The 24,653-nt window shown below is 39.2% G+C and carries 13 protein-coding genes and 3 pseudogenes; 7 read left to right on the forward strand and 9 right to left on the reverse strand.

Annotation, left to right across the window (positions count from 1 at the left end):
* Positions 1–354: 354 nt before the first annotated feature.
* The gene (locus P4S71_RS09470) at positions 355–2,619 is read right to left on the reverse strand and encodes a transglutaminase-like domain-containing protein (RefSeq protein WP_337151608.1); all 2,265 of its coding nucleotides are present in this window, start codon (positions 2,617–2,619) and stop codon (positions 355–357) included.
* Positions 2,535–3,332 carry a DUF3857 domain-containing protein gene (locus tag P4S71_RS09475; RefSeq protein WP_337150559.1) on the reverse strand — a complete coding sequence of 266 codons (798 nt, stop codon included), beginning with the start codon at positions 3,330–3,332 and terminating at the stop codon, positions 2,535–2,537. Before P4S71_RS09475 ends, P4S71_RS09470 begins: the two co-directional genes overlap by 85 nt.
* A gap of 498 nt (positions 3,333–3,830) precedes the next feature.
* Between P4S71_RS09475 and P4S71_RS23085 the strand changes: the two are divergent.
* From P4S71_RS23085 to fusA, 7 genes and pseudogenes are all read left to right on the forward strand, one after another.
* Positions 3,831–5,071, forward strand: a pseudogene (locus tag P4S71_RS23085) (OprO/OprP family phosphate-selective porin).
* Between the two features lie 11 nt (positions 5,072–5,082).
* A complete protein-coding gene (locus P4S71_RS09490) occupies positions 5,083–6,054 on the forward strand; it encodes a Bug family tripartite tricarboxylate transporter substrate binding protein (RefSeq protein ID WP_008136527.1) in 972 nt (323 codons plus the stop codon).
* Positions 6,055–6,067: 13 nt separating this feature from the next.
* On the forward strand, positions 6,068–6,535 hold the full coding sequence (locus P4S71_RS09495; protein WP_008136528.1) for a tripartite tricarboxylate transporter TctB family protein: 468 nt from the start codon (positions 6,068–6,070) through the stop codon (positions 6,533–6,535).
* 3 nt (positions 6,536–6,538) lie between these two features.
* Positions 6,539–8,059 (forward strand): tripartite tricarboxylate transporter permease, encoded by a 1,521-nt coding sequence (locus tag P4S71_RS09500; RefSeq protein ID WP_008136529.1) that lies wholly within the window; start codon positions 6,539–6,541, stop codon positions 8,057–8,059.
* 11 nt (positions 8,060–8,070) lie between these two features.
* On the forward strand, positions 8,071–9,693 hold the full coding sequence (locus tag P4S71_RS09505; RefSeq protein WP_024597083.1) for an ATP-binding protein: 1,623 nt from the start codon (positions 8,071–8,073) through the stop codon (positions 9,691–9,693).
* Between the two features lie 14 nt (positions 9,694–9,707).
* Positions 9,708–10,433 (forward strand): response regulator, encoded by a 726-nt coding sequence (locus P4S71_RS09510; protein ID WP_008136531.1) that lies wholly within the window; start codon positions 9,708–9,710, stop codon positions 10,431–10,433.
* Between the two features lie 205 nt (positions 10,434–10,638).
* Positions 10,639–12,723: an elongation factor G gene (gene fusA, locus P4S71_RS09515; protein ID WP_007378013.1), complete on the forward strand. Its 2,085-nt coding sequence runs from the start codon at positions 10,639–10,641 to the stop codon at positions 12,721–12,723.
* Positions 12,724–13,345: 622 nt separating this feature from the next.
* On the opposite strand, the pseudogene mdoH reads toward fusA, so the two are convergent.
* The 7 genes and pseudogenes from mdoH to tatC form a co-directional block, all read right to left on the reverse strand.
* Positions 13,346–15,306, reverse strand: a pseudogene (gene mdoH / locus P4S71_RS09520) (glucans biosynthesis glucosyltransferase MdoH).
* Positions 15,278–16,897 carry a glucan biosynthesis protein G gene (locus P4S71_RS09525; protein ID WP_337150561.1) on the reverse strand — a complete coding sequence of 540 codons (1,620 nt, stop codon included), beginning with the start codon at positions 16,895–16,897 and terminating at the stop codon, positions 15,278–15,280. Before P4S71_RS09525 ends, mdoH begins: the two are co-directional and overlap by 29 nt.
* Positions 16,898–17,204: 307 nt before the next feature.
* Positions 17,205–19,928, reverse strand: coding sequence for an ExeM/NucH family extracellular endonuclease (locus P4S71_RS09530; RefSeq protein WP_096792208.1), 2,724 nt, complete (start codon positions 19,926–19,928; stop codon positions 17,205–17,207).
* A gap of 128 nt (positions 19,929–20,056) precedes the next feature.
* The gene (gene hemB / locus P4S71_RS09535) at positions 20,057–21,067 is read right to left on the reverse strand and encodes a porphobilinogen synthase (RefSeq protein ID WP_337150562.1); all 1,011 of its coding nucleotides are present in this window, start codon (positions 21,065–21,067) and stop codon (positions 20,057–20,059) included.
* A 12-nt stretch (positions 21,068–21,079) separates the two neighbouring features.
* Positions 21,080–22,225 (reverse strand): annotated as a pseudogene (locus P4S71_RS09540) (GGDEF domain-containing protein); the annotation flags it as partial.
* 1,142 nt (positions 22,226–23,367) lie between these two features.
* Complete coding sequence (locus P4S71_RS09545; protein ID WP_096792210.1) at positions 23,368–23,886, reverse strand: hypothetical protein; 519 nt, start codon at positions 23,884–23,886, stop codon at positions 23,368–23,370.
* A gap of 1 nt (position 23,887) precedes the next feature.
* Complete coding sequence (gene tatC / locus P4S71_RS09550) at positions 23,888–24,628, reverse strand: twin-arginine translocase subunit TatC (RefSeq protein ID WP_007378021.1); 741 nt, start codon at positions 24,626–24,628, stop codon at positions 23,888–23,890.
* Positions 24,629–24,653: the final 25 nt, after the last annotated feature.

Consider the following 24,653-nt stretch of genomic DNA (forward strand, 5'->3'; position numbering starts at 1 on the left):
GGGTCGAGAAACAAATCAATTCATTCCGTTACAAGTCAGTATGTTTGCCGCCTTGTTGATAGTGATTATCAGTTAGATTCAAGTGTCTGTCAACACCCAAATGCAAATAATTCTTATTATTGAAGAGTTTGTTTTTTATTCATATATAAATCGGCTAGTTAGCACTGACATTTAATAAAAATACTTACTTTGGTTGAACAATTAAGAATAAAAAATAGATGCTTAATACTTATTAAATAATTTGATATGAATTTTTATTATAAAAGCATTGCTTGTAAAACCTTAGCCCCTAAAGATCAACAGCCTTTAATTTATGGCTAAAAATATTCGTACTTAACTGGATATTTTAAGCCACTAACGCACTTTATTTGCTGTTATACGTAAATTAATCTGCTCCACTAGTACTTTATCCTGCTTGTTTAGACGCCCTACAATGAGCAAGAAATCACTACCGTCAGTTTTTATTACTTTAATGCTTGTGTTATCAAGTTTGGTTTTACCGTATGTGGTTTCTATTTTTTCTATGTCTTTAAAGTGACTAAGATCTGATTCAAGCTTACCGTCATCGTTTTTGTAGTAACTAAAAATATAGTTCTCGGTTATTCCGTTACCGTCTTCTCGGTAATCAAATACTGCATCGCTATAAAAATAAAGTATTTCTTCGTTTTCAGGTGTTAGGCGATTACGTTTTAAAAAGTGTACTTGGTAAGACCATAAACTATCGCCTTTTATAATTGCAGCATTGGGTAAAATATTTACTTCTTGAAGTACGCCTAAAAATAATAGAGGTGCAAACGTAAGCGAGATTAAATACTGTCTAATTCGCCAGTGCGAGTTGTGATGTAGGGCTTCTTTACTTGTATCGGTTTGCTCAATGTAACTAACTAGAGGCAACCATAAAAATGGCATTATACAAATCACTATGGTTGCGTATTCGTCCATTCGATAAGCAAAGGCGCTGGCAAGTACCATTAGCCAAAGAGTCAAGGCAGTCCAGTTTGGCATTACTCTATTTTTGTTTAACTGTTGTTGGCTGTGCTCTGCAAGTGCGAGATACAAAGGGTAATACCATACAAACGCAAATATACCTCGAGCAATAGGCATGATACTTGAGTTGTCGCGCTCTTTAATGGCTTTAAAATTACGATAACTCCAATAGTTAACAAATATGCCTAAACTTAAAATACTGTAAATAATAAACTTACTTACAGATACTGCATAAAATGGACTATCTTCAAATTTCACTTTTTTTGCTGACTCTAATCGCCAATCGGCGAAAAAGAATATGAGCACTAAAATATAGCCAGCCAATACATATTTAAGCCAGCTATAACCAAGGCTGTCTAGCACATCAGCTGATGTTTGAGTAGTTTCGCTCGCCTTTGCATATTTTAGAATAGAGTAATGGGTTGCTGATATTAACTTTTTACGCTGTGCTAAATAATCATCTATTTGATCCGCTTTAATATGATCTTGTTTTGCGTAATAGTCATAACTCAGTGTTAAAACATTATCATTAAATTCAGTAGTTGTTTTTAGGTTGAAGTAGTCGTTATCAATTTCTTCTTGATCGCTATCAAATCCCCAACCTTTTTCTGCAAAATGTAGTTTTATTGTGGTGTTAATTATATTGGGATAGTCAAAGTAAAGTGGGCCGGTGCGATTTACCTGCTTTGGTTCGTAAACGCTATTTTGTATTTCATTCGCGTAAAAACTAGCTTCGTAGCCTTCGTCTGTTTTTTCCCAAAATTGACTAATTAAATACGACTCTTTGGTTATTAGTTTACCCGTTTGCTCTTGCTCACTAATAGTCATTGCTTCATTGATTGATAAACCAGTTAAAAAGCCTTGGTAATACTCGAAGTAAGATTTAGCAACGCTATTTAGACCACTGCTGGCTATATTGCTTCTGCGGTTAATTGCTTCAAATTCAGCATAAGTGTACTGGGTTTCAAAACGTGATGGCTCAGATACTTTTTCAGCAATAAAAAAGTTATCTTCTACAGATACATTTGTATGTACAGGCTTTTGCGCCATTGACGTTAAAGCGCTTTCACCTTTATCAATAATTAGGGCATAGCCATAATCAGGCTGCTCTAAATATTCGAGAGTACCTCGTTGGTAGCTGACCGTAGGATCGAGCCAGTAGCGCTCTCCGTTTTGCTTTAGCGTAACAATTACGTGATTAAATACACTTGCTGAAGGTGGAAGTTCTTTTAAACGTTTGGTTTCCTCTGTATCAACTAGCGCAGGGAAGGCCTCTATATCCATCGCTTTTAATAACGAAATAAGCAGTACTGTTTTATCTTTACAATCGCCGTATCGTAGCGAAAGCGTTTCTGAAGCTGACGTTGGTTGATGCGAGTTAGTGCCCATTTCAAGCCCTAAATATCGAACTTCGTCTTGGCTAAAGCGCAGTGCTGCGGCAATTTTATCTGATGTTTTTGTGTGTTTTGCTTTTATTTCTTCAGCTATATCTAAAATGCTGCTTGGGGTTTCTATGGCTGATTGATAAAGCGGATATGCCCAGTTAACTACCTGACCCCAATCGTCAAACTCAGAAAAGTAAACTTGTGTATACGGGTCGTACCACGTTGGGGTTTGAGAGTTTTGCTCCAGTAAAGGTTCTTCAAAAGAGTTATAGAATAATCTTTGCCATATTTGTTAAGCGTTTCTTGAATATCAGCTGCGCCGTTTATTGTATTAATATGTAAAGGCGTTTGTTTACCCCAAAGTACACGCATATTTTGTTGCACTACGGGTACCGACCAGTTCAGCGTGCGTCTTGTACTAAACTTATTAGCATATATAGGGTTGCTACCTGCCACTGTGTAGCTGTAATCGAGTATGTCGCCACTGCGCATATCATCAATAATAATATTGAGTGATAAGCTACCATTATAAATACGCTCAGCTAACTCAGATTCACCCTGTATAATCGTCATTCTCGCGCTACCAAGCTTATCAATGCGCTCATTATTTCTGATAATCGTTAAGCTATTTAGTGTTAGCGACTCGTAACTTGGATCAAAATCAAGATTAAGCTGGCTTATATAATCAACACCACTTTGATTTAAAGCTTTCATAACCAAACGCGTATAGCGTTGCTGTTTTTGTCTGCTCGGTATATAGGATTGGTTATCGAGTAACAAATAAAGTGTGCCGTCACGTACCTTGGTTATGTCGGAATGTTTGGGTTGCTCAATAATATGTGTATTAACCCAATTAGCTGGTTTATCTATTTTATATTGCTGCGCAAAAATATTATGAGAGAAAATTAATAAGGTAAGTGCAATTAGCCAAGAGCTGAGTCGAAGGAAGTTCCATTTCATTGTAGGGTCTTATAGTTGTTTTTATAAATACTATTGAAGGAATAATGTACCAAATTCAGGCTTTTTTGACAATGTGATGTTAACAAATTCATTGTTGAGCAGTTAATTAATAGTATATAAATAAACTGCTATGGTAAGTGCGAAACGCTTAACCCCCTCAAATGTTCCTAAAATGATTTTCTAGTTGTATTGCTAAATCATAATTAGCTAAGCCTACTTTATTGTGGGCTTTATTAGAGCTGCAAAAATCCTATCTATTTATTCGTACGGTAATCATTCAAACCTTTAAAAGTGTTTATAAATCAAAATATAACAGTAACTGTTTTTGCTCTTTTTGTTCATGAACTTTATGAGCAAAAAGCATATAACGATCATCAATGCACCTTACCTTCTAAATATTTAGTTAATTTCACGTTAACAATAAGCTGCGAGTTAGATAGCAGTTTGTCGTCGCTTATCTACCTGACAATAAATACATACACAAGCGTGGAGAAAATAATGAAAGCAAGTAACACACAACTCGCTTTGGCAGTTGCTGCAGCATTAGCAAGTACATCCGTTTTAGCCGATAACGATACGCAAAAACTACAAGAGGAATTAGATGCGTTACAAAAAGAAGTAAGTGCACTAAAAACAACCAGTGGTTTTAATTTAGAGTTTGGTGGACGGGTTCAGCTCGACTACAACTATTTTGATGGTGCTTACAATGCTGATAACGAGGGCTCTGGCGGGAGCAATTTTTTCCCTCGTCGTATTCGTACTTACGTTGAAAGTGAGCACGGAAATTGGGATCACAAGTTGTTACTCGAGTTTGCCGAAGGCACTGCTGAAATAGTGATGGCGCGTGTTCGCTATGCGTTTGATAACGGACTTAAAGTTAAAGCAGGTAAAATTCGCGAAGATATATCGCTAAATGCATTAACCAGTTCAAAGCACATTAATACAATTGAGCGTAGTTCGCTTGCCAATACTTTCTCCCATTTTTTCGTTGGGGCGCTTCTGCCTATCAATATTTTAAAGACTCTGGCTTTCGTTACGCGATAGGCGTTTATAAAAATGATGCATTTGGTGCAACAGGTAGCGATGAAAACGATAAGCTTACTCTTGCTATTACTGGGCGTGCTACATGGTCGAGTACATCACCTGGCGATGTAATTCATTTAGGCGTGTGGCATTCATATCGCGATATGGGTGGCAATGAATTAGGCGCACGTTTTGCGCGTGGTGAAGTGCGCGAGACTAATACTCGCCTTGTTGATTATGCTGCTGGTGGTGTAACAAGCCCACTTGATAGTTTATCGCAAACCGGTCTTGAGTTTGCTTATCAGGCGGATTCTTTAACACTTGAGGCTGAATATGCAAGCCGCTCACTTGATGCCGCTAATAGTGCTGATTTTTTAGATGGCGAGCGCTTTGATGGTTTTCATGTATCGGCAAGTTACTTTTTAGGTGGAGAACAGCGCCAATACAAAGCGAGCTCTGCATTATTTGTACAACCTAAAAATATTAAAGATGCATGGGAGTTGGTGGCACGTGTTTCAGAAGTAGATGCTACAAGTAGCTTACAAGGCACAAAAGCGACAACTTATACATTAGGTACATCTTATTACGTAAGTAGTGATATTAAGTTTATGGGTAATCTAATTTACAGCGATGTAGAAGGTGCCGGTACTACTGCGCTGGTTGGCGACGAAGACTCTGGTATGGGCTTTAGTGCACGTATGCAGTATTTATTTTAAAGGGACACACAATGAAATTATTTAAATCATTACAAACGACCATACTTGCAGCATCGTTAGTACTTAGCAGCCCAATGGCAATGGCCGACACTCACTTTTTAATCCCTGGCGGACCTGGTGGTGGTTGGGATACAACAGCCCGTGGTATAGGCGAAGGTTTAGTTAAGTCAGGCATTGAAAATAATGCATCTTTTCAAAATATGTCTGGTGGTGGAGGCGGTCGTGCTATTGCGTATTTAATTGAGTCGGGCACTAAAAAGGGCGATATTTTAATGGTTAACTCAACGCCTATCGTATTGCGCGCGTTAAGTGGCCGAATTCCTTATAGCTATCGCGATTTAACACCTGTAGCCAGTATGATTGCAGATTATGGCGCGTTTGTAGTGCGTAACGATTCTCCATTTAAAACTTGGGAGGATGTTATTAAATCAATAAAAGAAGATCCAAGTTCGGTAAAAGTAGCGGGCGGTTCTGCTCGCGGCAGTATGGATCACTTAGTGGCGGCTCAAGCTGTTAAAGCTGCGGGTATAGATGGTCGACGCCTACGTTATATTCCTTACGATGCAGGCGGTAAAGCTAAGGCTGGGTTGCTTTCAGGCGAAGTGAATTTACTTTCTACTGGCTTAAGTGAAGCGCTTGAAGTAGCTAACGGTGGTCAAGCACGTATTTTAGCGGTTACATCGGGTGAGCCCTTACCTGATTACCCAAAAATACCCACACTTAAGTCACTAGGTTACGATATGGAATTTGTTAATTGGCGTGGTCTTTTTGCTGCACCTAATTTACCCGCTGAAAAGTTAGCACAGTACACAAAAAAACTACGTGAGTTGCAAAGTACACCTGAGTGGGAAGCTGTACGAGCTCGTAACGGTTGGCTAAATCTTTTTCAAGAAAAAGATGAGTTTATTAAGTCACTAGAAGCACAAGAAGTGCAGCTTAGAGCTGTAATGGAAGAGCTTGGCTTTATCCGCACATTGCCGTAATCGAGGTTTTAAAATGACGAATCGAGAATTAATAGGGCCAAGTTTATTCTTGGCGCTATTTACTTTATACGCTGTGGTTGCATGGCAAATTCCGCTACTACCGTTTGAAGAATACGAAACGGTTACCTCAGCGACACTTCCTAAAGTATATGCCGGGTTTGGTATTGTGGTGTGCTTACTTTCTATTGGTTCAACATTGCTTAAACCAAGAGAGAAAACTAATACTGATGATGTTCTTGAAAAGTCACACGTACTGCGCACCTTTGGTTTATTAATATTAATGGTAATTTATAGCGCGGCACTGGAGCCAATTGGTTTTTTAATTTCTACTAGTGCGTTTTTGCTTGCGGGCTTTTTTGTGATGGGCGAAAGACGTAAGGGAATTTTGCTATTTGCATCGATACCGGTTGCGGTGGTTTTTTGGTTTTTGATGACTCAAGTATTGGGTATTTACTTGGTTCCGGGCGATTTGTGGAGTTAAGTTATGTTTGATGGAATTATGCTTGGTTTGTCGACCGTGCTCGACTTTAATAATTTAATGTACGTTATAGCTGGCTGCTTGGTAGGTACTTTTATAGGTATGTTACCAGGATTGGGGCCAATTACCGCAATTGCCTTGATGATCCCAATTACTTACAGCATTGGCGCCGATTCGGGCATGATTTTAATGGCGGGTGTTTATTACGGCGCTATTTTTGGTGGCTCTACGTCATCTATTTTAATTAATGCGCCTGGCGTGGCGGGTACGGTAGCTTCCTCCTTTGATGGCTACCCGCTTGCTAAACAAGGGCATGCAGGTAAAGCATTGGCAATTGCTGCTTATTCCTCCTTTATAGGCGGAACGATTGGCGCCATATTATTAATGGTAGCTGCACCTTTATTAGCAAAAGTGTCATTGAGTTTTCAATCCCCTGATTATGTTGTGTTGATGTTTTTAGGCTTAACAGCTATTGCAGCATTTTCAAATAAAGGGCAATTTTTAAAAGCAATGATGATGACTGTGTTTGGCTTGATGCTAGCAACGGTTGGTATTGATCCATCATCAGGGACTGACCGATTTACCTTTGGGCAACCTGATTTACTCGACGGAATAAGCTTTTTACTGGTTGCTATGGCAACGTTTGCATTAGCCGAGGCGCTTGTAAATGTTGTAAAACCAGAGAAAAAAGATGCTAAAAACATTAATGACTCAGACACACCGCAAATAGGTTCAACCAAGTTAAGTAAAGCCGAGATTAAAGAGATAGCACCAGTGATTGGTCGCTCGTCTATTTTAGGTTTTATAGTGGGGGTGTTACCGGGTGCTGGTGCAACTATTGCAAGCTTTATGGCTTATGCAACAGAGCGAAATTTAGCGCCAAAAGGTTTGAAAGAAAAGTTTGGTAAAGGCTCATTACGTGGTTTAGCTGCGCCAGAGTCGGCAAATAATGCGGCGTGTACAGGATCGTTTGTTCCACTGTTAACGCTTGGTATTCCGGGCTCAGGTACTACGGCAATTATGCTAGGTGCTTTGATTGCTTACGGCATTCAACCAGGTCCAATGCTTATGCAAGAAAACCCAAGTGTATTTTGGGCGGTTATTGTAAGTATGTACTTTGGTAATATTGTACTGCTTATTTTAAATTTGCCGCTTATTCCTTACTTTGCAAAAGTATTAGCAATGCCTAAGTCGGTACTCACCGTGATGATATTGTTCTTTAGCTTAATTGGTGTTTACTTAGTGTCCTTCAATACCTTCGACTTATTTATGATGGTAGGATTTGCGGTGGTTGCGCTAGTATTGCGATTACTGTCATTTCCTATGGCACCACTATTATTAGGTTTTATATTAGGAGATATGATTGAGCGAAACTTCCGTCGTTCAATGATGATTTCTGATGGCTCATTAAGCTTTTTATGGGATCGTCCGCTAACATTGAGCATATTTGTAATTTCAATTTTAGTGCTGTTGTTTCCGTTAAAAGATTATTTAATGCAACGCCGTGCAGACAAAGTAAATGCATAATTGAGAATGAAATGAAAAACACCAACAAGCTAAATCCATTGCAAAACATGGTCACAAAACCTAAGCGATTAGAAACACGATTAATTATTTGGGTAACAGGATTGTGTGTATTGCAGGCTTTATTATTTGGCGCGTTGGTGTATCAACTTACAGCGCAAAGCTTACATAACCATATTGGTGATAAAGCATTAGCTGTGGCAAGCAGTATTGCCACACGTGCTGATGTAATTAATGCACTGAAAATACCTAGTGACTTAACCGCTATTAACATGAAAATTGAAGATTTACGACAGCTTGTAGGTGCTGATTTTATTGTTGTTGGCGATGAAAATGCGCTTCGTATTGTGCATCCAGATGAAGATAAAATTGGCAAAAAAATGGTCGGAGGCGATAGCAAAGCTGCATTAAAAGGTGAACGCTATATTTCGGTGGCCCATGGTAGCTTAGGTGAATCAATTCGTGGCAAAGTGCCGGTGTACGCAGGTAATAATGAAATAGTAGGCGTTGTATCGGTTGGTTTTTTAGTACAATCAATCGATCCGCTTATTCTCTCTCGCAGTAGTGAAATTTTAATATGGGGCTTAATACTTGTAGGTTTAAGTATACTGGCGGCTATTTATATTGGACAGCGTGTCAGAAATGCTATTTTTGGCCTGCAGCCAGATGAAATTGCACGTTTGTTTTCAGAACAAGATGCAATTTTAAATACGGTACGCAGCGGTATTATTGCACTCGACCCGGACGGAAAAGTACGAAAACTCAATCAACGCGCCTGCGAAATATTAGATAAACCAACTTCAATTCTTAATCAGAACCTCAGCTTAAACGATTTATTACCTGAACATGCAGAATTTTTATTGCGTAATCAGCGACGTAAAATAGTGGGTTTTGAATTATTTGCCGCCGATAAACGCCTTATATTATCGAGATTTTCTTTGCAAGTGCAAGGGCAGGCGGATGGTATTTTACTGAGTATGCGCCCCTCTGATGAACTTGAGTATTTAAGCCAACAACTTACTAAAGTTCAGGCTTTTGCAGAGCTTTTAAGGGTACAAACTCATGACTATTCTAATAAGCTCAACTTAATTGGTGCGTTAGTGCAAATGGGCAAAAACGAACAAGCTATAGAAATAATAGGGCAAGAAAGCCAGGGCTCTCAGGCACAAATTCATAACTTGTTAGAGCGCATACAAGACCCTGTGCTTGCTGGTTTGTTGGTGGGTAAATATCATAAAGCAAGAGAATTAAATGTTGCGCTTGAGCTTAACCCCGACAGCCTACTTGGTGTTATTGCACGTAAAGATATGCTCGAGCGAGTTGTGTCTATTTTAGGTAACCTTATAGATAATGCGATTGAGGCTGCTATTAGGTCATCGAACTCTCGCTCTGCAAAAGTACGGGTAACCGTTGATGAAACCAGCCAAACTCTCTTATTTGATGTAGAAGATACAGGCTTTGGGTTAGGTTCTGACCATGATGTTATTTTTACCCCTCAGTACAGCTCTAAATCAGGAGCAGAGCATGGTATTGGTTTATATTTAGTAAAAACAAATTTAGACTCATGCGGTGGCACGTTAGAAATTGGTGAGTCAGACCTACTTGGTGCAAGACTAAGTGTTTACATTCCAAAATAATAAGAGCATTAAACATGACGTATTCAGTAGTAATAATTGAAGACGAAGTAGAGGTAGCACAGCTATTAGCGCAGTACTTGTTATTACCAAATGGTGTCGCAGGTAGTCAAACGCCAAAGCAAAGTTTAAGGCAAGCACAGTATCAGGTAGTGGGCATTGCAGGTAATTTAAGCACGGCAACAGCCTTACTGCATGCAATTGAACCCGATTTGATTTTACTCGATATACATTTACCTGATGGTAACGGACTTGATTTATTGACCGACTTACGACGTCGAACGATTAAAAGTGAGGTTATGCTGCTCACTGCTGCAAAAGAGGTCGAAACCCTTGAAAAAGCAATGCAGTTAGGTGCATGCGACTTTTTAGTAAAACCATTAATGTTAAACCGACTTGATCAAGCACTCGCACGTTTTGAATCACGTCAGCAATGTTTTTCTGATGCAAGTGAAGTAACGCAGTCAATGGTTGATATGTTATTTGGTTCAAAGCAGCAAACCAACACGTCTGTTCGTTTACCAAAAGGGGTCGATCAACTTACCCTGCAAAAAATACATGATGCTTTTGTAGAGCACGCAACCACTGCATTTACCGCTCAGCAAATGGGCGATTTGGTTGGTGTTAGTCGCTCTACAGCACGCCGTTACTTGGAGTATTTGCTTGAATCAGGTAAGTTAACAGCGGATCAAAGTTATGGCAGTATTGGCCGCCCTGAACGTTGCTATAAAATAGCGAAGTAACTTTTTGTACCTAAGGCTTAAATATTAAATTTCATTTGTTTCAATGTCTTACGTTTTTTTTGTTATGTTTGATATTTAATAGATGACGACGATAAAAAAATATATTGAATTGATTGCATTTTAAGCGGCTTGCATGGTGATGTTCGCTTTAAGTGATGTTATACTCCTGCCGAATAATTTATCGACTTTATTAAGAGTAAAATTAATGGCAGATTTATCGAAGTACAGAAACATTGGTATTTTCGCGCACGTTGATGCGGGTAAAACCACGACTACTGAGCGTATCCTAAAGCTTACTGGTCAAATCCATAAAACAGGTGAGGTTCATGATGGTGAATCTACTACTGACTTCATGGAACAAGAAGCTGAGCGCGGTATTACTATTCAGTCTGCGGCTGTAAGCTGTTTCTGGAAAGATCACCGTTTTAACGTTATCGATACTCCTGGACACGTTGACTTCACAGTAGAAGTTTACCGTTCACTTAAAGTATTAGATGGCGGTGTTGGTGTGTTCTGTGGTTCTGGTGGTGTTGAACCACAATCAGAAACTAACTGGCGTTATGCTAATGATTCAGAAGTTGCACGTATTATCTTCGTAAATAAATTAGACCGTATGGGTGCTGATTTTTACCGTGTAACTGAGCAAGTACGTAAAGTACTTGGTGCTGTACCACTAATCATGACTTTACCAATTGGTATTGAAGATGAATTTGTTGGTGTTGTAGATGTTTTAACTAAAAAAGCATACGTTTGGGATGACACTGGTCTTCCTGAAAACTACGAAATTACAGACGTTCCTGCAGACATGGTAGAAAAAACTGACGAGTATTATGAAATGCTTGTTGAAACTGCCCTTGAGCAAGACGATGAACTACTTGAAGCTTACATGGAAGGTGAAGCACCTTCTGTAGAAGACATCAAGCGTTGTATCCGTAAAGGTACTCGTGAGCTTGCTTTCTTCCCTACATACTGTGGTTCTGCGTTTAAGAACAAAGGTATGCAGCTTATTCTTGATGCTGTTGTTGATTACCTACCATCTCCTACAGAAGTTGATCCTCAACCTCTTATGGATGAAGAAGGTAACGAAAATGGCGAATTTGCAATCGTTTCTGCAGATGAACCTTTCAAAGCGTTAGCATTCAAAATAATGGATGACCGTTTTGGTGCATTAACATTCGTACGTATTTACTCAGGTAAACTAAATAAGGGTGACACTATCCTTAACTCGTTTACTGGTAAAACTGAGCGTGTTGGCCGTATGGTTGAGATGCAAGCAGATGACCGTAACGAATTAACTAGCGCACAAGCTGGTGACATCATTGCTATCGTAGGCATGAAAAACGTGCAAACTGGTCACACTTTATGTGATCCTAAGCACCCTGTAACACTTGAACCAATGGTATTCCCAACTCCAGTAATTTCGATTGCTGTACAGCCTAAAGATAAAGGCGGTAATGAGAAGATGGGTGTTGCTATCGGTAAAATGGTTGCAGAAGATCCATCTTTCCAAGTTGAGACTGATGAAGATTCAGGCGAGACTATTCTTAAAGGCATGGGTGAGCTTCACTTAGATATCAAAGTAGATATCCTTAAGCGTACTTACGGCGTAGACCTTATTGTTGGTCAACCACAAGTTGCTTACCGTGAAACTATCACTCGTGAAATCGAAGATAGCTACACGCATAAGAAACAATCTGGTGGTTCTGGTCAGTTTGGTAAAATCGACTACCGTATCAAGCCAGGCGAAGTTGCTTCAGGCTTCACGTTTAAATCATCAGTTGTTGGTGGTAACGTACCTAAAGAATTCTGGCCTGCAGTTGAGAAAGGCTTTAAGTCAATGATGGGCGAAGGTGTTCTAGCTGGCTTCCCAGTACTTGACGTTGAAGTTGAACTTTTCGACGGTGGCTTCCATGCCGTGGATTCATCTGCAATCGCGTTCGAAATCGCTGCTAAAGGCGCTTTCCGTCAATCGATCCCTAAAGCGGGCGCACAACTTCTTGAGCCAATCATGAAAGTTGACGTGTTCACTCCAGAAGATCACGTTGGTGATGTTATCGGTGACCTTAACCGTCGTCGTGGCATGATGAAAGACCAAGAAGCTGGTTTAACAGGCATCCGTATTAAGGCAGATGTACCGTTATCAGAAATGTTCGGTTACATCGGTACACTACGTACAATGACATCGGGTCGTGGTCAGTTCTCTATGGAGTTCTCACACTACGCTGCATGTCCAGCTAACGTAGCTGAAACTGTAATCGCTGCAGAAAAAGAGAAAAAAGCAGCTAAGTAATTAGCTCTTTAACTCTTTAAAAAAACCCGCACATGTTGCGGGTTTTTTATTGCCTATAATTTTTGGATAAGAATATGCCAAGGAGGAGTAGCTCTATATTTTTAATAAAAGCATGTTCATTTATGTGGTCTGCTATTTTTTATTAGGTTAATTTTTGATGGGAGATCTTAACTAATACCAACCTGCATAAATCTTTGATCAATTTAACGAATTAAATTGCACTATAACGTCGTTAAAAATTTTCTATTTAGAACAACTAGATACAAAAATTTTGCCTAGTTCTAGCGTAATTTTCTTAACGTCAAATAGGCCCCATATATAAGCAGATTGGTATAATCTGAACTCTGGATAATAAATCTATCTCAAGCAGCTATTTTCAGCGCTCACTGCGTTGAATTTACTTGTAATAGGCCAGCGATTGACGCGTAAATTCGCCTTGTTTTCACTGAAAATCTCTGGCTAGAGAAAATAAATTTAAATATCACTATAATTCAAGACGTTGGTAAATCTCTTAACCAGAGCTCAGGTTAACTATTTTAATGCGGAAAAATATTTATTAGACAATAAAAAAGGAGCAACTTATTGCTCCTTTTTTGGTTTTTAACGGCTCTTTTATTTAGCGCTAATTAAACTTTTTTATCGCTTTAGCTTTTAGCGCTTTCATCTTTAGCTTGTGTGGCTTATTAAAGCTTTGAATGGGCATTGTAACCACATGCTCTTTTGGCAGTGTTGGAATAGTTGTTGGATATTGACCTTCTTGAGGTACAGAAATCTTTTTGAGATGAACCTTAAGCGCTTCTAAAGTAGCATCGTTATCTACTTCACTAGGGCAAATAAATATACCTAGATCTCTAAGGAATACGCCTAGCTTAATGCTACTTGAGTAACGGACTATAGGTGCTGCGAGTATTAAGCCTAATAGTATTGGCGACAACCACCAAAAAATACAGGGGTAAAGTAATACGCTGTGCTGCCCCATGCAATCGCGACGATAGTTGAAAATAGCGTATAACCAAACGCTTCCCTCCAAGGAACCATTCGACCTTCACGAGGCTGTGCATCCCACTTTACTTTTTTACCTAAAAATACGCATATAACAAAGTAAGCATGAAATACCATCATTAATGGTGCAACAATAATAGCAAATACGGTTTCAATGATTGAGCCTAGTATCAGCTTAATTGAACCACCAAAGCGTTTGTTTCTGTGCACTAATGTAACAATAACACCCATTAATTTAGGTAGTAGTAAAATTATGATTGTTAAGTAAAGTAGTGAATCAATCAGTTCGGTTTTGGCAATTTGCCACGTCGGAAATAATTGGTACGCGCGATTAAAGTAAACATCGCTATTAAGCGCACGTGTTACGGCATCAATCGTACTTAGTGCGAGCATTGATAGCCAAATTAGCGATGAAATATAGGCCGTTGCTCCCAGTAAAAAATGAAATTTACTCATTAACTTTAATTTTGATGAGGACAGTAAACCAAGGTGTTGGATATTCCCTTGTACCCAACGTCTGTCGCGTACAGCATAATCTAAAATGTTACTTGGAACTTCTTCATAACTCCCTTCAATGTCTGATAGTAGCAATACGTCCCAATTAGCACTGTGTAACAAAGAGGCTTCTACAAAGTCATGACTTAGTATTTCACCACCAAATGGGGCATTACCTTTAAGCGTTGGTAAACCGCAACAGGTAATAAACGCCTCAACTCTAATGATTGCGTTGTGGCCCCAATAGTTTGCTTTATCGGTTTGCCAAAAAGCAGAACCAGTCGCTAGCATTGGGCTGTAAAGTACGGATGCAAACTGTAAAAAGCGGCCAAAAAAAGTATCTTGACGAACGGGGATAGGAATTGTTTGAATAAGGCCTGCTTGCGGGTTGTTTAGCATGCTTGTAGTAAGCTCTAGCATGCACTTTCCGGTCATTACGCTATCAGCATCAAGTACAATCATATGGTCGTACTGGCTGCCCCAACGTTCACAAAAATCAGTTAGGTTGCCTACCTTGCGGTGTTTATTATCTTCGCGGCGACGGTAAAAAACGTGTTTAGCTGTACTGCCTAATCGCTCACACAATGCATGCCATGCACTTAACTCGTTTTTGGCTATTTGTGGGTCTTGGGTATCGCTAAGTAAATAAAAGTCAAAGTGATCTAGTTGCCCTGTTTCTTTTAGTGATTCTAGGCTTACTTCAAAGCCTGCGATAACACGATGAGTATCTTCGTTATAGATTGGCATAACAACCGCTGTTCTTTGCTTAGCAAGTGCTTGGCTGTCGAAAGAGATTGACTTAATACGCTTTAAAGTTAGTGGATCGATGCGCAGTAGTTGCAGTAAGAAACCAATTGTACCGCTACAAAATGCAGTAACAATCCACGCAAACGTAATTGAAAATAGGGCGAGTAATGCATATTCAAGTAAGGTCATACCGTTTGAATTTAAAATTTCAAACATAATAGATATGCCGTAACCTGATATGCCAAGAGCTGCAATAGCAAACAGCCATACACGAACTGTTTTGAAAGGCATTGACGTTCCCTTGTTTTGCTTACTTGATGTCATTTGGATACCAAACATAGCTCCATACCTCACTAATTTCTTTTTCACGTAGTTTTAGCGATAAACGCATATCTACTGGTTTTCCGTCTTGTGGGGCGATTTTAAAGGCCACACGCCATCCATATGTATCAGGTAGCTTTTGTATTGTTACATCACTCACTTCACCTGTTGTTAGCTGTATATCAGCCTTTAAATCTAGCTTTTTAGAGAGCTGGTTAAGCTCTGGTCCTGAAAAGTCGACAGTAAATTGACGGTGACTTTTTGGTGGAGGATTGTCTTCACCTGGTAGTGCTGCACTGCCAATTCTAGTACGCACCACGCGTGCTTTTTCATGTTGGTTTAAATGGGCATTAAAAGTCGTCATTTTATAGCTTAGTTTTAATGAATCTCCCGCTTTGAAGGGTTTTTCAGGTACCCAATAACTTACTATATTGTCATTAGTTTCTGTGTCAGTTGGTATCTCTACTAGCTCAACTCGACCATTACCCCATTCACCTTCTGGTTCAATCCAAAGGCTAGGGCGGTCGTGGTAATGAGCTTCTGTATCAAAGTAGTTATTAAAATCACGATCGCGTTGCGCTAAACCAAAACCTTTTGGGTTCTCGTATGTAAAAGAAGTGACGCTTAGTTGCGCGGGATTGTTAAGTGGGCGCCACACCCATTTATTATCTTGCGATTGTGTTAATAAACCGTCTGAATCGTGTACTTCAGGGCGGTAGTCATCAAAAAATTTAGTACTGTTTTCACCGTGATAAAACATACTCGTTAAGGGGGCAATACCTAGTTTTTTAACGTCTTTACGTGCAAATATTTGCATATTTACTTTTACAGCCGTATTTGTGGTTGGGTCTACATCGAACCTATATGCCCCCGACACTGATGGGCTATCAAGTAGTGCAAACATAACAATATTAGTTTGATCTAGTTTTGGCTTAACTAACCAAAACTCTTTAAACATTGGGAATTCTTCGCCTGAAGCTTCTGCAGTATCAATCGCTAAACCGCGAGCAGACAATCCGTAAACTTGCTTTGGGCCAACAATACGAAAATAAGATGCACCTTGAAATACCATTACTTCATCTTTGTACTCATTGGTATTTAGTGGGTAATGTAATCGAAAGCCAGCGTGACCAAGCTGAGTATTGGCAATGCTTTTAGTAATTTCTTCTTTTAGAGGAGCAGCAGTGCCATCGTACTGATAAAAGTCAGTACTAAATGGGAGGCGGGTGCGTTTTGAGTCACTATTAACAGTATTAATTGTAACGGGTGTTTTATATAAAAAACCGGGGTGGAATAGCTGTAGCTCGTAAAGACCTTCGTCTTTCCACACTGACTTGTCTTGTTTGAAGCGGATAGAGCGATAATCTTGATAATCAATATTATTGAGAGCATCGAGTTCAATGTTTTTTGGAGCTATATATTCTTCACTTGCTAGTTTTTTAGCACGCGCGCTTACAACGTCAAATAAACTACTTTGTGGAATGGCTGCTTCTGTTGTAGCTGCAAATGCTTGATTGCTGTTACCCCAAGCCGAAAATATAATAAGTAGACCCAAGAGTGGCTTTGAGCTCTTTTGCCATGTTGATAATCGATGGGTAAATTGTTTCATTTTCATTCCTTTATAAAAACACGACTTATTTTTAGGGTTGAGACTAAGTTATTTACTTAAGCAATTTTTAAACCTAAATAAATACATTAAAAATCAAAAAGCTAAGTAAGAGGCATAAAAGATCTCGACCACTCTTCGTGTAAAAAACACCCACGGCTATGTAGTTGCTTCTTACTTGGTTAGTTAGTTGACGATGATTTATATAATAAGGCGATATTACGAGGTGTTTACTGAAGCTTGTCTGAATTACATTTGTATAAAAATAAAAAAAGCCGCGATTGCGGCTTTTTAAGGGTATCTAAATTAGTTATTTCTTTTTAAATCTACGCACGATTGATAGCGGTGCTAAAAGAAGTGTTAACCAAAATAATGAACCTGCATCGTTATCGTCATCTGAACGTAGGTTATTAACTTTAATAGCTACATTTTCAGCTTTAGATACGTTACCTGCACTATCTTGTGCTTGAACAGATAAGGTAATGCGGTTTTCAAACTCGTAATCTAACTCACCGGCTACAATGAGTTGTCCCTGGTTGTTAATAGAAACACTGCTGTTTCCTGATACAATAAATTTAACAACTGGTGACTCATCTGCATTAGGGTCACTAAAATCAAGCGTACCAATTACTGTCCCAATCGCGCTATTTTCATCAATAGCAAACGTTTGATTCGCTGTAATAACGGGTGTTTGCTCTTCTGGTGTTAGCGTAATTTCAGATTTTATATCAACAATTACAGGATCATGATCTGAGGCGCGGTATGCGCTTTGAGAATATAAACTTGATTGTTGAGCATCACTTTTAAATTCAACATTGTAATCAAGCGAAATTGGTTCATCAGCATTAATATGCCAATCTTTAGCTGATACTACCTTGCTAAGTAATGATGCACTAGCTACTGCATGGTCAAGGCTACCAGCACGGCCAGAGAAGCTATAAGAGTAAGCAAGAGTATTGCCATCAAGCTCTGCGACTACATTTTTATATCCTTTATCAGCAAACGCACGTATTGGATCTTCCATTGCGTAAGCATTCATGTCGCCAACTAGAATAGTATCTTCGTCGTCAACACCCGTTGGTTTGCTATCAAGCCAATCTGCGAATGCATTCGCACCTTGTGTACGTATTTCATTCCAACAAGCTTGGCCATCATTTTGATCTTCGTTCGCACCGCTTGCACTACCACAACCACCTTTAGACTTTAAGTGCGCTACGGCTACAGTAAATACTTCATCAGTTGCTAAAGATTTAAAGCTTTGTGCGATAGGAGTACGATTACTAAAATCAAATGGTGCATCAGTAGTAATAGCGGCAGTACCGACTTCTTCTACCTTATTAGCACGATAAATCAACGCAGTCGTGATTGCATCTGTACCGATTTGATCAAGACCAAAGTCAACAAATGCATACTGGTTAGCTGCATCAGCTTCGTTTAATGCATTAACTAAGCTAGCAATAGCGCTAAATTCACCAAAACCATCATTTTCGATTTCCATCAAACCAACAACATCAGCTTGCATTGCGCTAATGGCACTTACAATTTTGGCTTCTTGACGAATAAATTCAGCTTCAGAATCTGCACCGCGACTCGTAGGGAACCCTTCACCTTGGCCATCACCATTAAAGTAATTAAGTACGTTAAAGCTTGCTACACGTAAATCTGCCTCAGCATTAAGTTCAGGTGCGTCTTTACGTGCATTTGTTGCAATAAATTGAGGTGCTACAGTTGGGTGAATTCGGTAAAGGCTAAAGCTATAAGCAAGTGCACCAGTCACTGTATTTACTGTATCACCAGTACGTAATGTATTTTCTGCTGATAAACCAGGAGTTGGATAGGCTGTAGGATCTAGATTTTGAACAGTTGAGCCATCATCGATTAATATTTTCTTAGTTAAGTTTTCGGCTTCAACTGCGTTAGCAGTATCACCAGGTAACGCAACTTGCGTACCTTGATACAAGCGCTCAGTCGCGACTTCAACTTCACCATATCGACCAAGGCCAAAGTTATTGGTAACAACTAATGGCTGTTCTAGCGTTACTAGCATACCTTCAAACGATTCTAAATAAGTTGCATCAGCTAAAGGCAAAGTTATTTTTGTAGCGGTTGAAGCTAAGCCAGTATCACAAACAGCTACTTGGCTTACGCTGCCGATTTGTGTTGCATCAAAATATTCTTCAACAGTACCTTGCACACGTACATGGTCGCCTACACTTACGTCAGTATCTGCAAAGTAAACAAACAGGCCTTCAGAAGTCAGTGGGTTAGCGTCTATATCTGCAGCAAGTGAGCTTATAAAAAAGCCTTTTAACTCATCGTCGCCTTGGAAGTCTGCTGTTACAACGCCTTCAAGTTCAACAACACTACCCACAAGAGGGCTTGCTGCACCATCGCCTTGAATAGCGCTAATCAATGTTTTATCTGCACCACATACTAATGGATCTAGTGGCTCAGGTTCTGGTACTGGAGCGGAGTCACTACCAAATACGCCTAAACCAGAAAAATCATCTTGGTCAAATTGCACCCATTCTTCGCTTGGGTCAAAAGGAGCGCTTGGCGAGGTACGGCCAACGAGGACGCTATCGTTGCGACGAAGTGTTTTATTTTGTGTTTGTACGCCACCTTCAGACCAATAAGAGCCCGGATCCGTACCAAATTGACCAAAACTATCAATGACAGTGTCGCCTTGAATTAGAACTAATGCATCATCACCGTTAAAGCTTGTAACACTATGCTCTAAATCAGCTTTACCTTTTAGCTCATCATTTGAACTTGGGTTTACGATTACATAGGTTCCGTTGGCAGGTAAAGTAGCTGATAAGTCGAGCGTAGATTGTATCGTTGTTTTACCGTTCACATATAAATTTAATTTATAGCCAGCAAGTGATAACGAATCAGTCGAGTTATTATAAAGCTCAATTGCTTTATTGTTGCTACTTCCTTCTACATATTCCGAAATGATAAGATTAGCGGAGGCTGGTGCACTAAGGCTTGCTATAACAAGCGCTAGTGGCGTTATTTTTGTTTTAAACATTATTATTTTTTTCCCGTGTATTGTGTCCCAAATGGGACACTTAGTTTAAGGAAAATTTATTACAAATAAAATACAATAAGTAAATAAAATGAAAGCAAAAATAGCGAAATTGTGACTATTGTATTACATTATTTACTTTTTAAGTATTGTGCAGCTTGTTTAGCGAAATAAGTCAGAATACCATCAGCACCAGCTCGCTTAAATGCCAAGAGAGATTCCATTATTGTTGCTTCCTCGTTCAGCCAGCCATTATCGATTGCGGCTTTGTGCATAGCGTATTCGCCGCTAACTTGATAGGCGAAAGTTGGCACGCCAAATTCATCTTTTACGCGACGTACAATATCTAAATAAGGCATGCCAGGTTTAACCATAACCATATCAGCGCCTTCTTGTAAGTCTAATGCAACTTCACGTATTGCTTCGTCAGAGTTTGCAGGATCCATCTGGTAGGTCTTTTTGTCAGCACCTTTTAAATTCCCTGCAGAACCTATTGCATCTCTGAAAGGACCATAATAGCTAGAGGCATACTTAGCTGAATAAGCCATAATGCGAGTATGGATAAAGCCATCCGCTTCAAGTGCTTCACGAATTGCGCCAATACGGCCATCCATCATATCTGAAGGAGCGATAACATCGGCTCCAGCTTGTGCATGAGAAAGTGCTTGTTTAACCAATATTTCAGTTGTTACATCATTGATGACGTAACCTGAGTCATCAATGATGCCGTCTTGCCCATGTGTAGTGAATGGGTCAAGTGCACCATCAGTAATTACACCGAGTTCAGGGTAAGCTTCTTTTAAAGCGCGAACAGTTCGCTGCACTAAACCATCTTCATTGTAAGCTTCTTCGGCGAATAATGACTTTTTATCTGTAGGCGTTACCGGAAAGATTGCAATGGCTGGCACGCAGAGCTCAACGAGCTCTTTTGCCTCAATAAGCAATAAATCTATTGATAAACGTTCAATGCCGGGCATTGATTCAATCGCTTCACGACGATTTTTACCTTCAAGTACGAAAACAGGGTAGATTAAATCGTTTACGCTAAGTTGGTTTTCAGCCATTAGACGACGAGAAAAATCGCTTCTACGCATTCTGCGCATACGAGTATACGGAAAAAGGTCTAGTCCTGATTGGGCCATATTAGAATACTCCTACTGTGGAATTGGAAAATTAATTACTTGGTTACGACCGTGCTGTTTAGCGTAATAGAGGGCTTTATCAGCGTGCTCGGTAAATATTTCGGGGGTGTTAAGATCATCTGCGACGCTAGTGTAAACACCAGCACTAATTGTAAATTTAATGTCAGTGCCAGCAACAATTACAGTACTTTGCGCAATTGTTTCGCGTATTTGTTCTGCAATATCTAACGCGCCTTCATTGGGTGTATTTGGAAGCAGCACTACAAATTCTTCGCCACCGTAGCGTGCAACTTCATCAAGTGGACGCTTTAGATTATTTTTTATAATGTCTGACACCGCTCTAATAACCTGATCGCCAGTTAAATGACCATACGTATCATTAATTGTTTTGAAGCGGTCTATATCAAGCATAATAATACTTAATGGCGTTTGCTCTCGGCGAGAACGGCGAAGCTCCATTATTAATTTCTTATCAAAAAAGCGACGGTTTTTTATACCGGTTAAAGCATCTTCAGTATTAAGCTGCTCAAGTTCTCTATTTTTCTCTTCAAGCTCTCTTAAGGTTACTTGCAGTTCAAAGGTTCGTTCGTCGACAAGCGCTTCTAACTCTCGGCGAGCTTTCTCTTGTAACGCTAGACGTTCGTTTAAGAGTGTATCTTGCGCCGTATTTTTAGCAATCAAGGTTTGCTGCGTAACTATTTGTTGGTCGCGTTGCAAAATAAACTTTTCCATTACGGTATAGCACAAACAAAAAATACAGCTAAAAAAGCAAATAAAGACAATAACTAAACTATTCTGACCAAGTGAATACCAGCCCATTGCTGTAGCAATAAAGTAGGCCATAACTATAAGGAAGAAGATTAAAGTCAGTAAAAGGCCTTTATTTTGTTTGGATGGGTCACTACGAGTACATATAAGTGTAGTGATAATATAAAAGCACAAAATAATAGGAATAGTTACAAGGCTAAATAAAGTAACGATTAAGTTAGGTAGCAGCCAAACACATAGTAATGAAATGGCAAATAGGCTGGTTATTATCGTTTGTACCTTTAACAGCGTAGAGCGTTTAGGTTGGCAAATGAGTTGCTGTAAAGGTAAAAACAACAAGGTAATAAGCATCAGTAACATAGAGCTCATTAGTTGCTGTATACCCGTTGTAGTCGTATTTTCGGAAAAAAATAAATCATAAAACAGTATAATAAAATTAATGCATAAATACATTATAGTGCAAGAGCAGAAGATAAAAGCAGAAGTTAAAAGCTAGCAGAAATAACTAAAATCAGAGCAAGCCTAATGAAGGAAATTGAAATACATACCCTTCACGCTAATCAACACATCTTGCCAGCAAAGTTAAACTACCAACGAAGACACAGTGTGATAAAGGGCACAAAGGGTACATCATCATACGTGATCAAGCTTAAATATTAACAAAAAGCCCATCAACAAGCTAAAGGTCAACAAACAAACCCATCAGAGACACACTGAACATACTATGAAAAACCAGAACATGGCACAACAAAGGCAAAGCTTGGGTACCAACAATGCAGAACAACCTTGCCAACGAAGGCACAAAGCAGAATAACTACCAAAATGACACTCCCATCTAAAGACCATCAATTAAAGACCATTAAAGACCATCTACAGACTGCAAAATCATAATCAGCAAAATCATAATCACCTACAAGCTTTTGTCATCATAACCAGAAGTGCTATTGCTTCATTGTCATTTGCTTCAACTCGTGTCATCTAAGCCCAGTAAAGCCACAACAATGTATTCAATGAAATGAACACGCAATCATGCAGAATCAAATGAAATGTCCAAAGAATGAACTATCCAACAACCAATGTTGCCAAATGCTCGTGTAGCAAACAAGTAGCCCAAATCCAGCTGAAAACTTTAACCAGTTGCATACCATATGGTAAAATGCACACAATCAATAAAGTAGCACATTTTCAGCATCTCAACAACAACAAAGAAAACAGAACTCCAACTTACAAAGCGAAGTTCATATCAAAGTCGGCATTCTCATTTAGTGCATCCATCGAACAGCCGATTCACGTCTCATCAAAGCTCAATGCCCATCTGATTCATCGTCGAAGAAACATCTTTGCTCCAAGAAACAACAAGAAGGTCGTTATAATTTAATGTTTCAAATGGATGATCAGTTCACCCGCCAAAATGTTCATCATCAATAAAAGGACCAAAATCATATTGGTGCTAAAGGAATGAAAACTTTGATGCTGTTCATCAAACTGATGGTTAGTTAAATTAACACCAGCATCAATTAAGGTATACGACATTACTTAGTGCGCTTAACGCGAATAGAGCGATTTTGATTCGCTTTTTTTAATAAAAATGAGTTAAAAACACCACGAGTTATAACAACCGTATCACTTTCTTTTAAGCGCATACTATCAGAGCCAATTTGACGCCATTGTTGATCATTATCTAAATTAATAATGAGCTCACCATAAGCTGCTTTCTCTATTGAAGTAATTGTAGCTTTAATTTCAGTATCTTTTTCTTTGTATATCTCTTTATGCTCTAAACCAAAATCATCGGCATTTGCAACTGATGACGCTTTCTGTGTTGGAGCAGGTATTGGCACGTTAGTATTTGTTGTTGGTGGTGCTAAAACTTTTGAAACTGATGGCTTGGTTAGCGATTTACCCGCAATAGTATTGTCGTAACATAGCAAACGGTTAAAGTCGTTTTCAATAAAGCTACATGCTTGTAATGCTTGAGTGTTAATTTCTGTTTGCGCAGCAAATGTGGGTGCGCTTAATAAAACCAATAGTGAGAGTAGTTGTTTTTTCATTTTATTCCTCAGATTCTTGTTGTGGTTTAGCGGTATAAAATTTCGCTAAAATTAAGCCTAGTTCAAACAAAAGCAGCATCGGAAACGCTAGTAATGTTTGTGATAATACGTCGGGCGGTGTTAAAAACATCGCGACTACAAAAACACCTACCACGATATAAGGGCGTTTTTCTTTTAAGCTTGTTGTCGTTGTTGCGCCACTCCAGCATAGCAGCATAATGGCAACTGGAATTTCAAACGCGACACCAAAAGCAAAAAATAATTTTAATACAAATCCTAAATAACTACTTATGTCGGGCGCAAGAGTCATCATCTCAGGACCTGCGCTTGTAAAAAAGCCTAAAATAATTGGCAGTACTACAAAGTAACAAAAGGCTATACCACCATAAAACAGTATTATGCTAGAGGCGAGAATAGGCATGAGCATTTTCTTTTCGTGCTGATATAACCCTGGTGCGATAAACCCCCAAATTTGATGTAATATCCATGGAATAGATGCAAATAAAGCGACAAATAAAGTCAGTTTAAAAGGGGCGAAAAAAGGTGCTGTCACATCAGTTGCAATCATAGTTGCAGTGCTTGGCAAATGTGAGACTAGCGGCTGTGCAACAAAAGCGTAAATGTCATTTGCAAAATACACTATGGCAATAAAAATAACGAAAATGCTCAATAGTGCTTTTATAAGTCGATCTCGTAACTCAATTAAGTGAGCCACAAACCCCGATTTTACTTGCTCAACCATTATTATTTATACCATTTAGTAAGTT

The organism is Pseudoalteromonas sp. B62 (genome assembly GCF_037162565.1).
GTDB classification, from domain to species: Bacteria; Pseudomonadota; Gammaproteobacteria; order Enterobacterales; family Alteromonadaceae; genus Pseudoalteromonas; species Pseudoalteromonas fuliginea.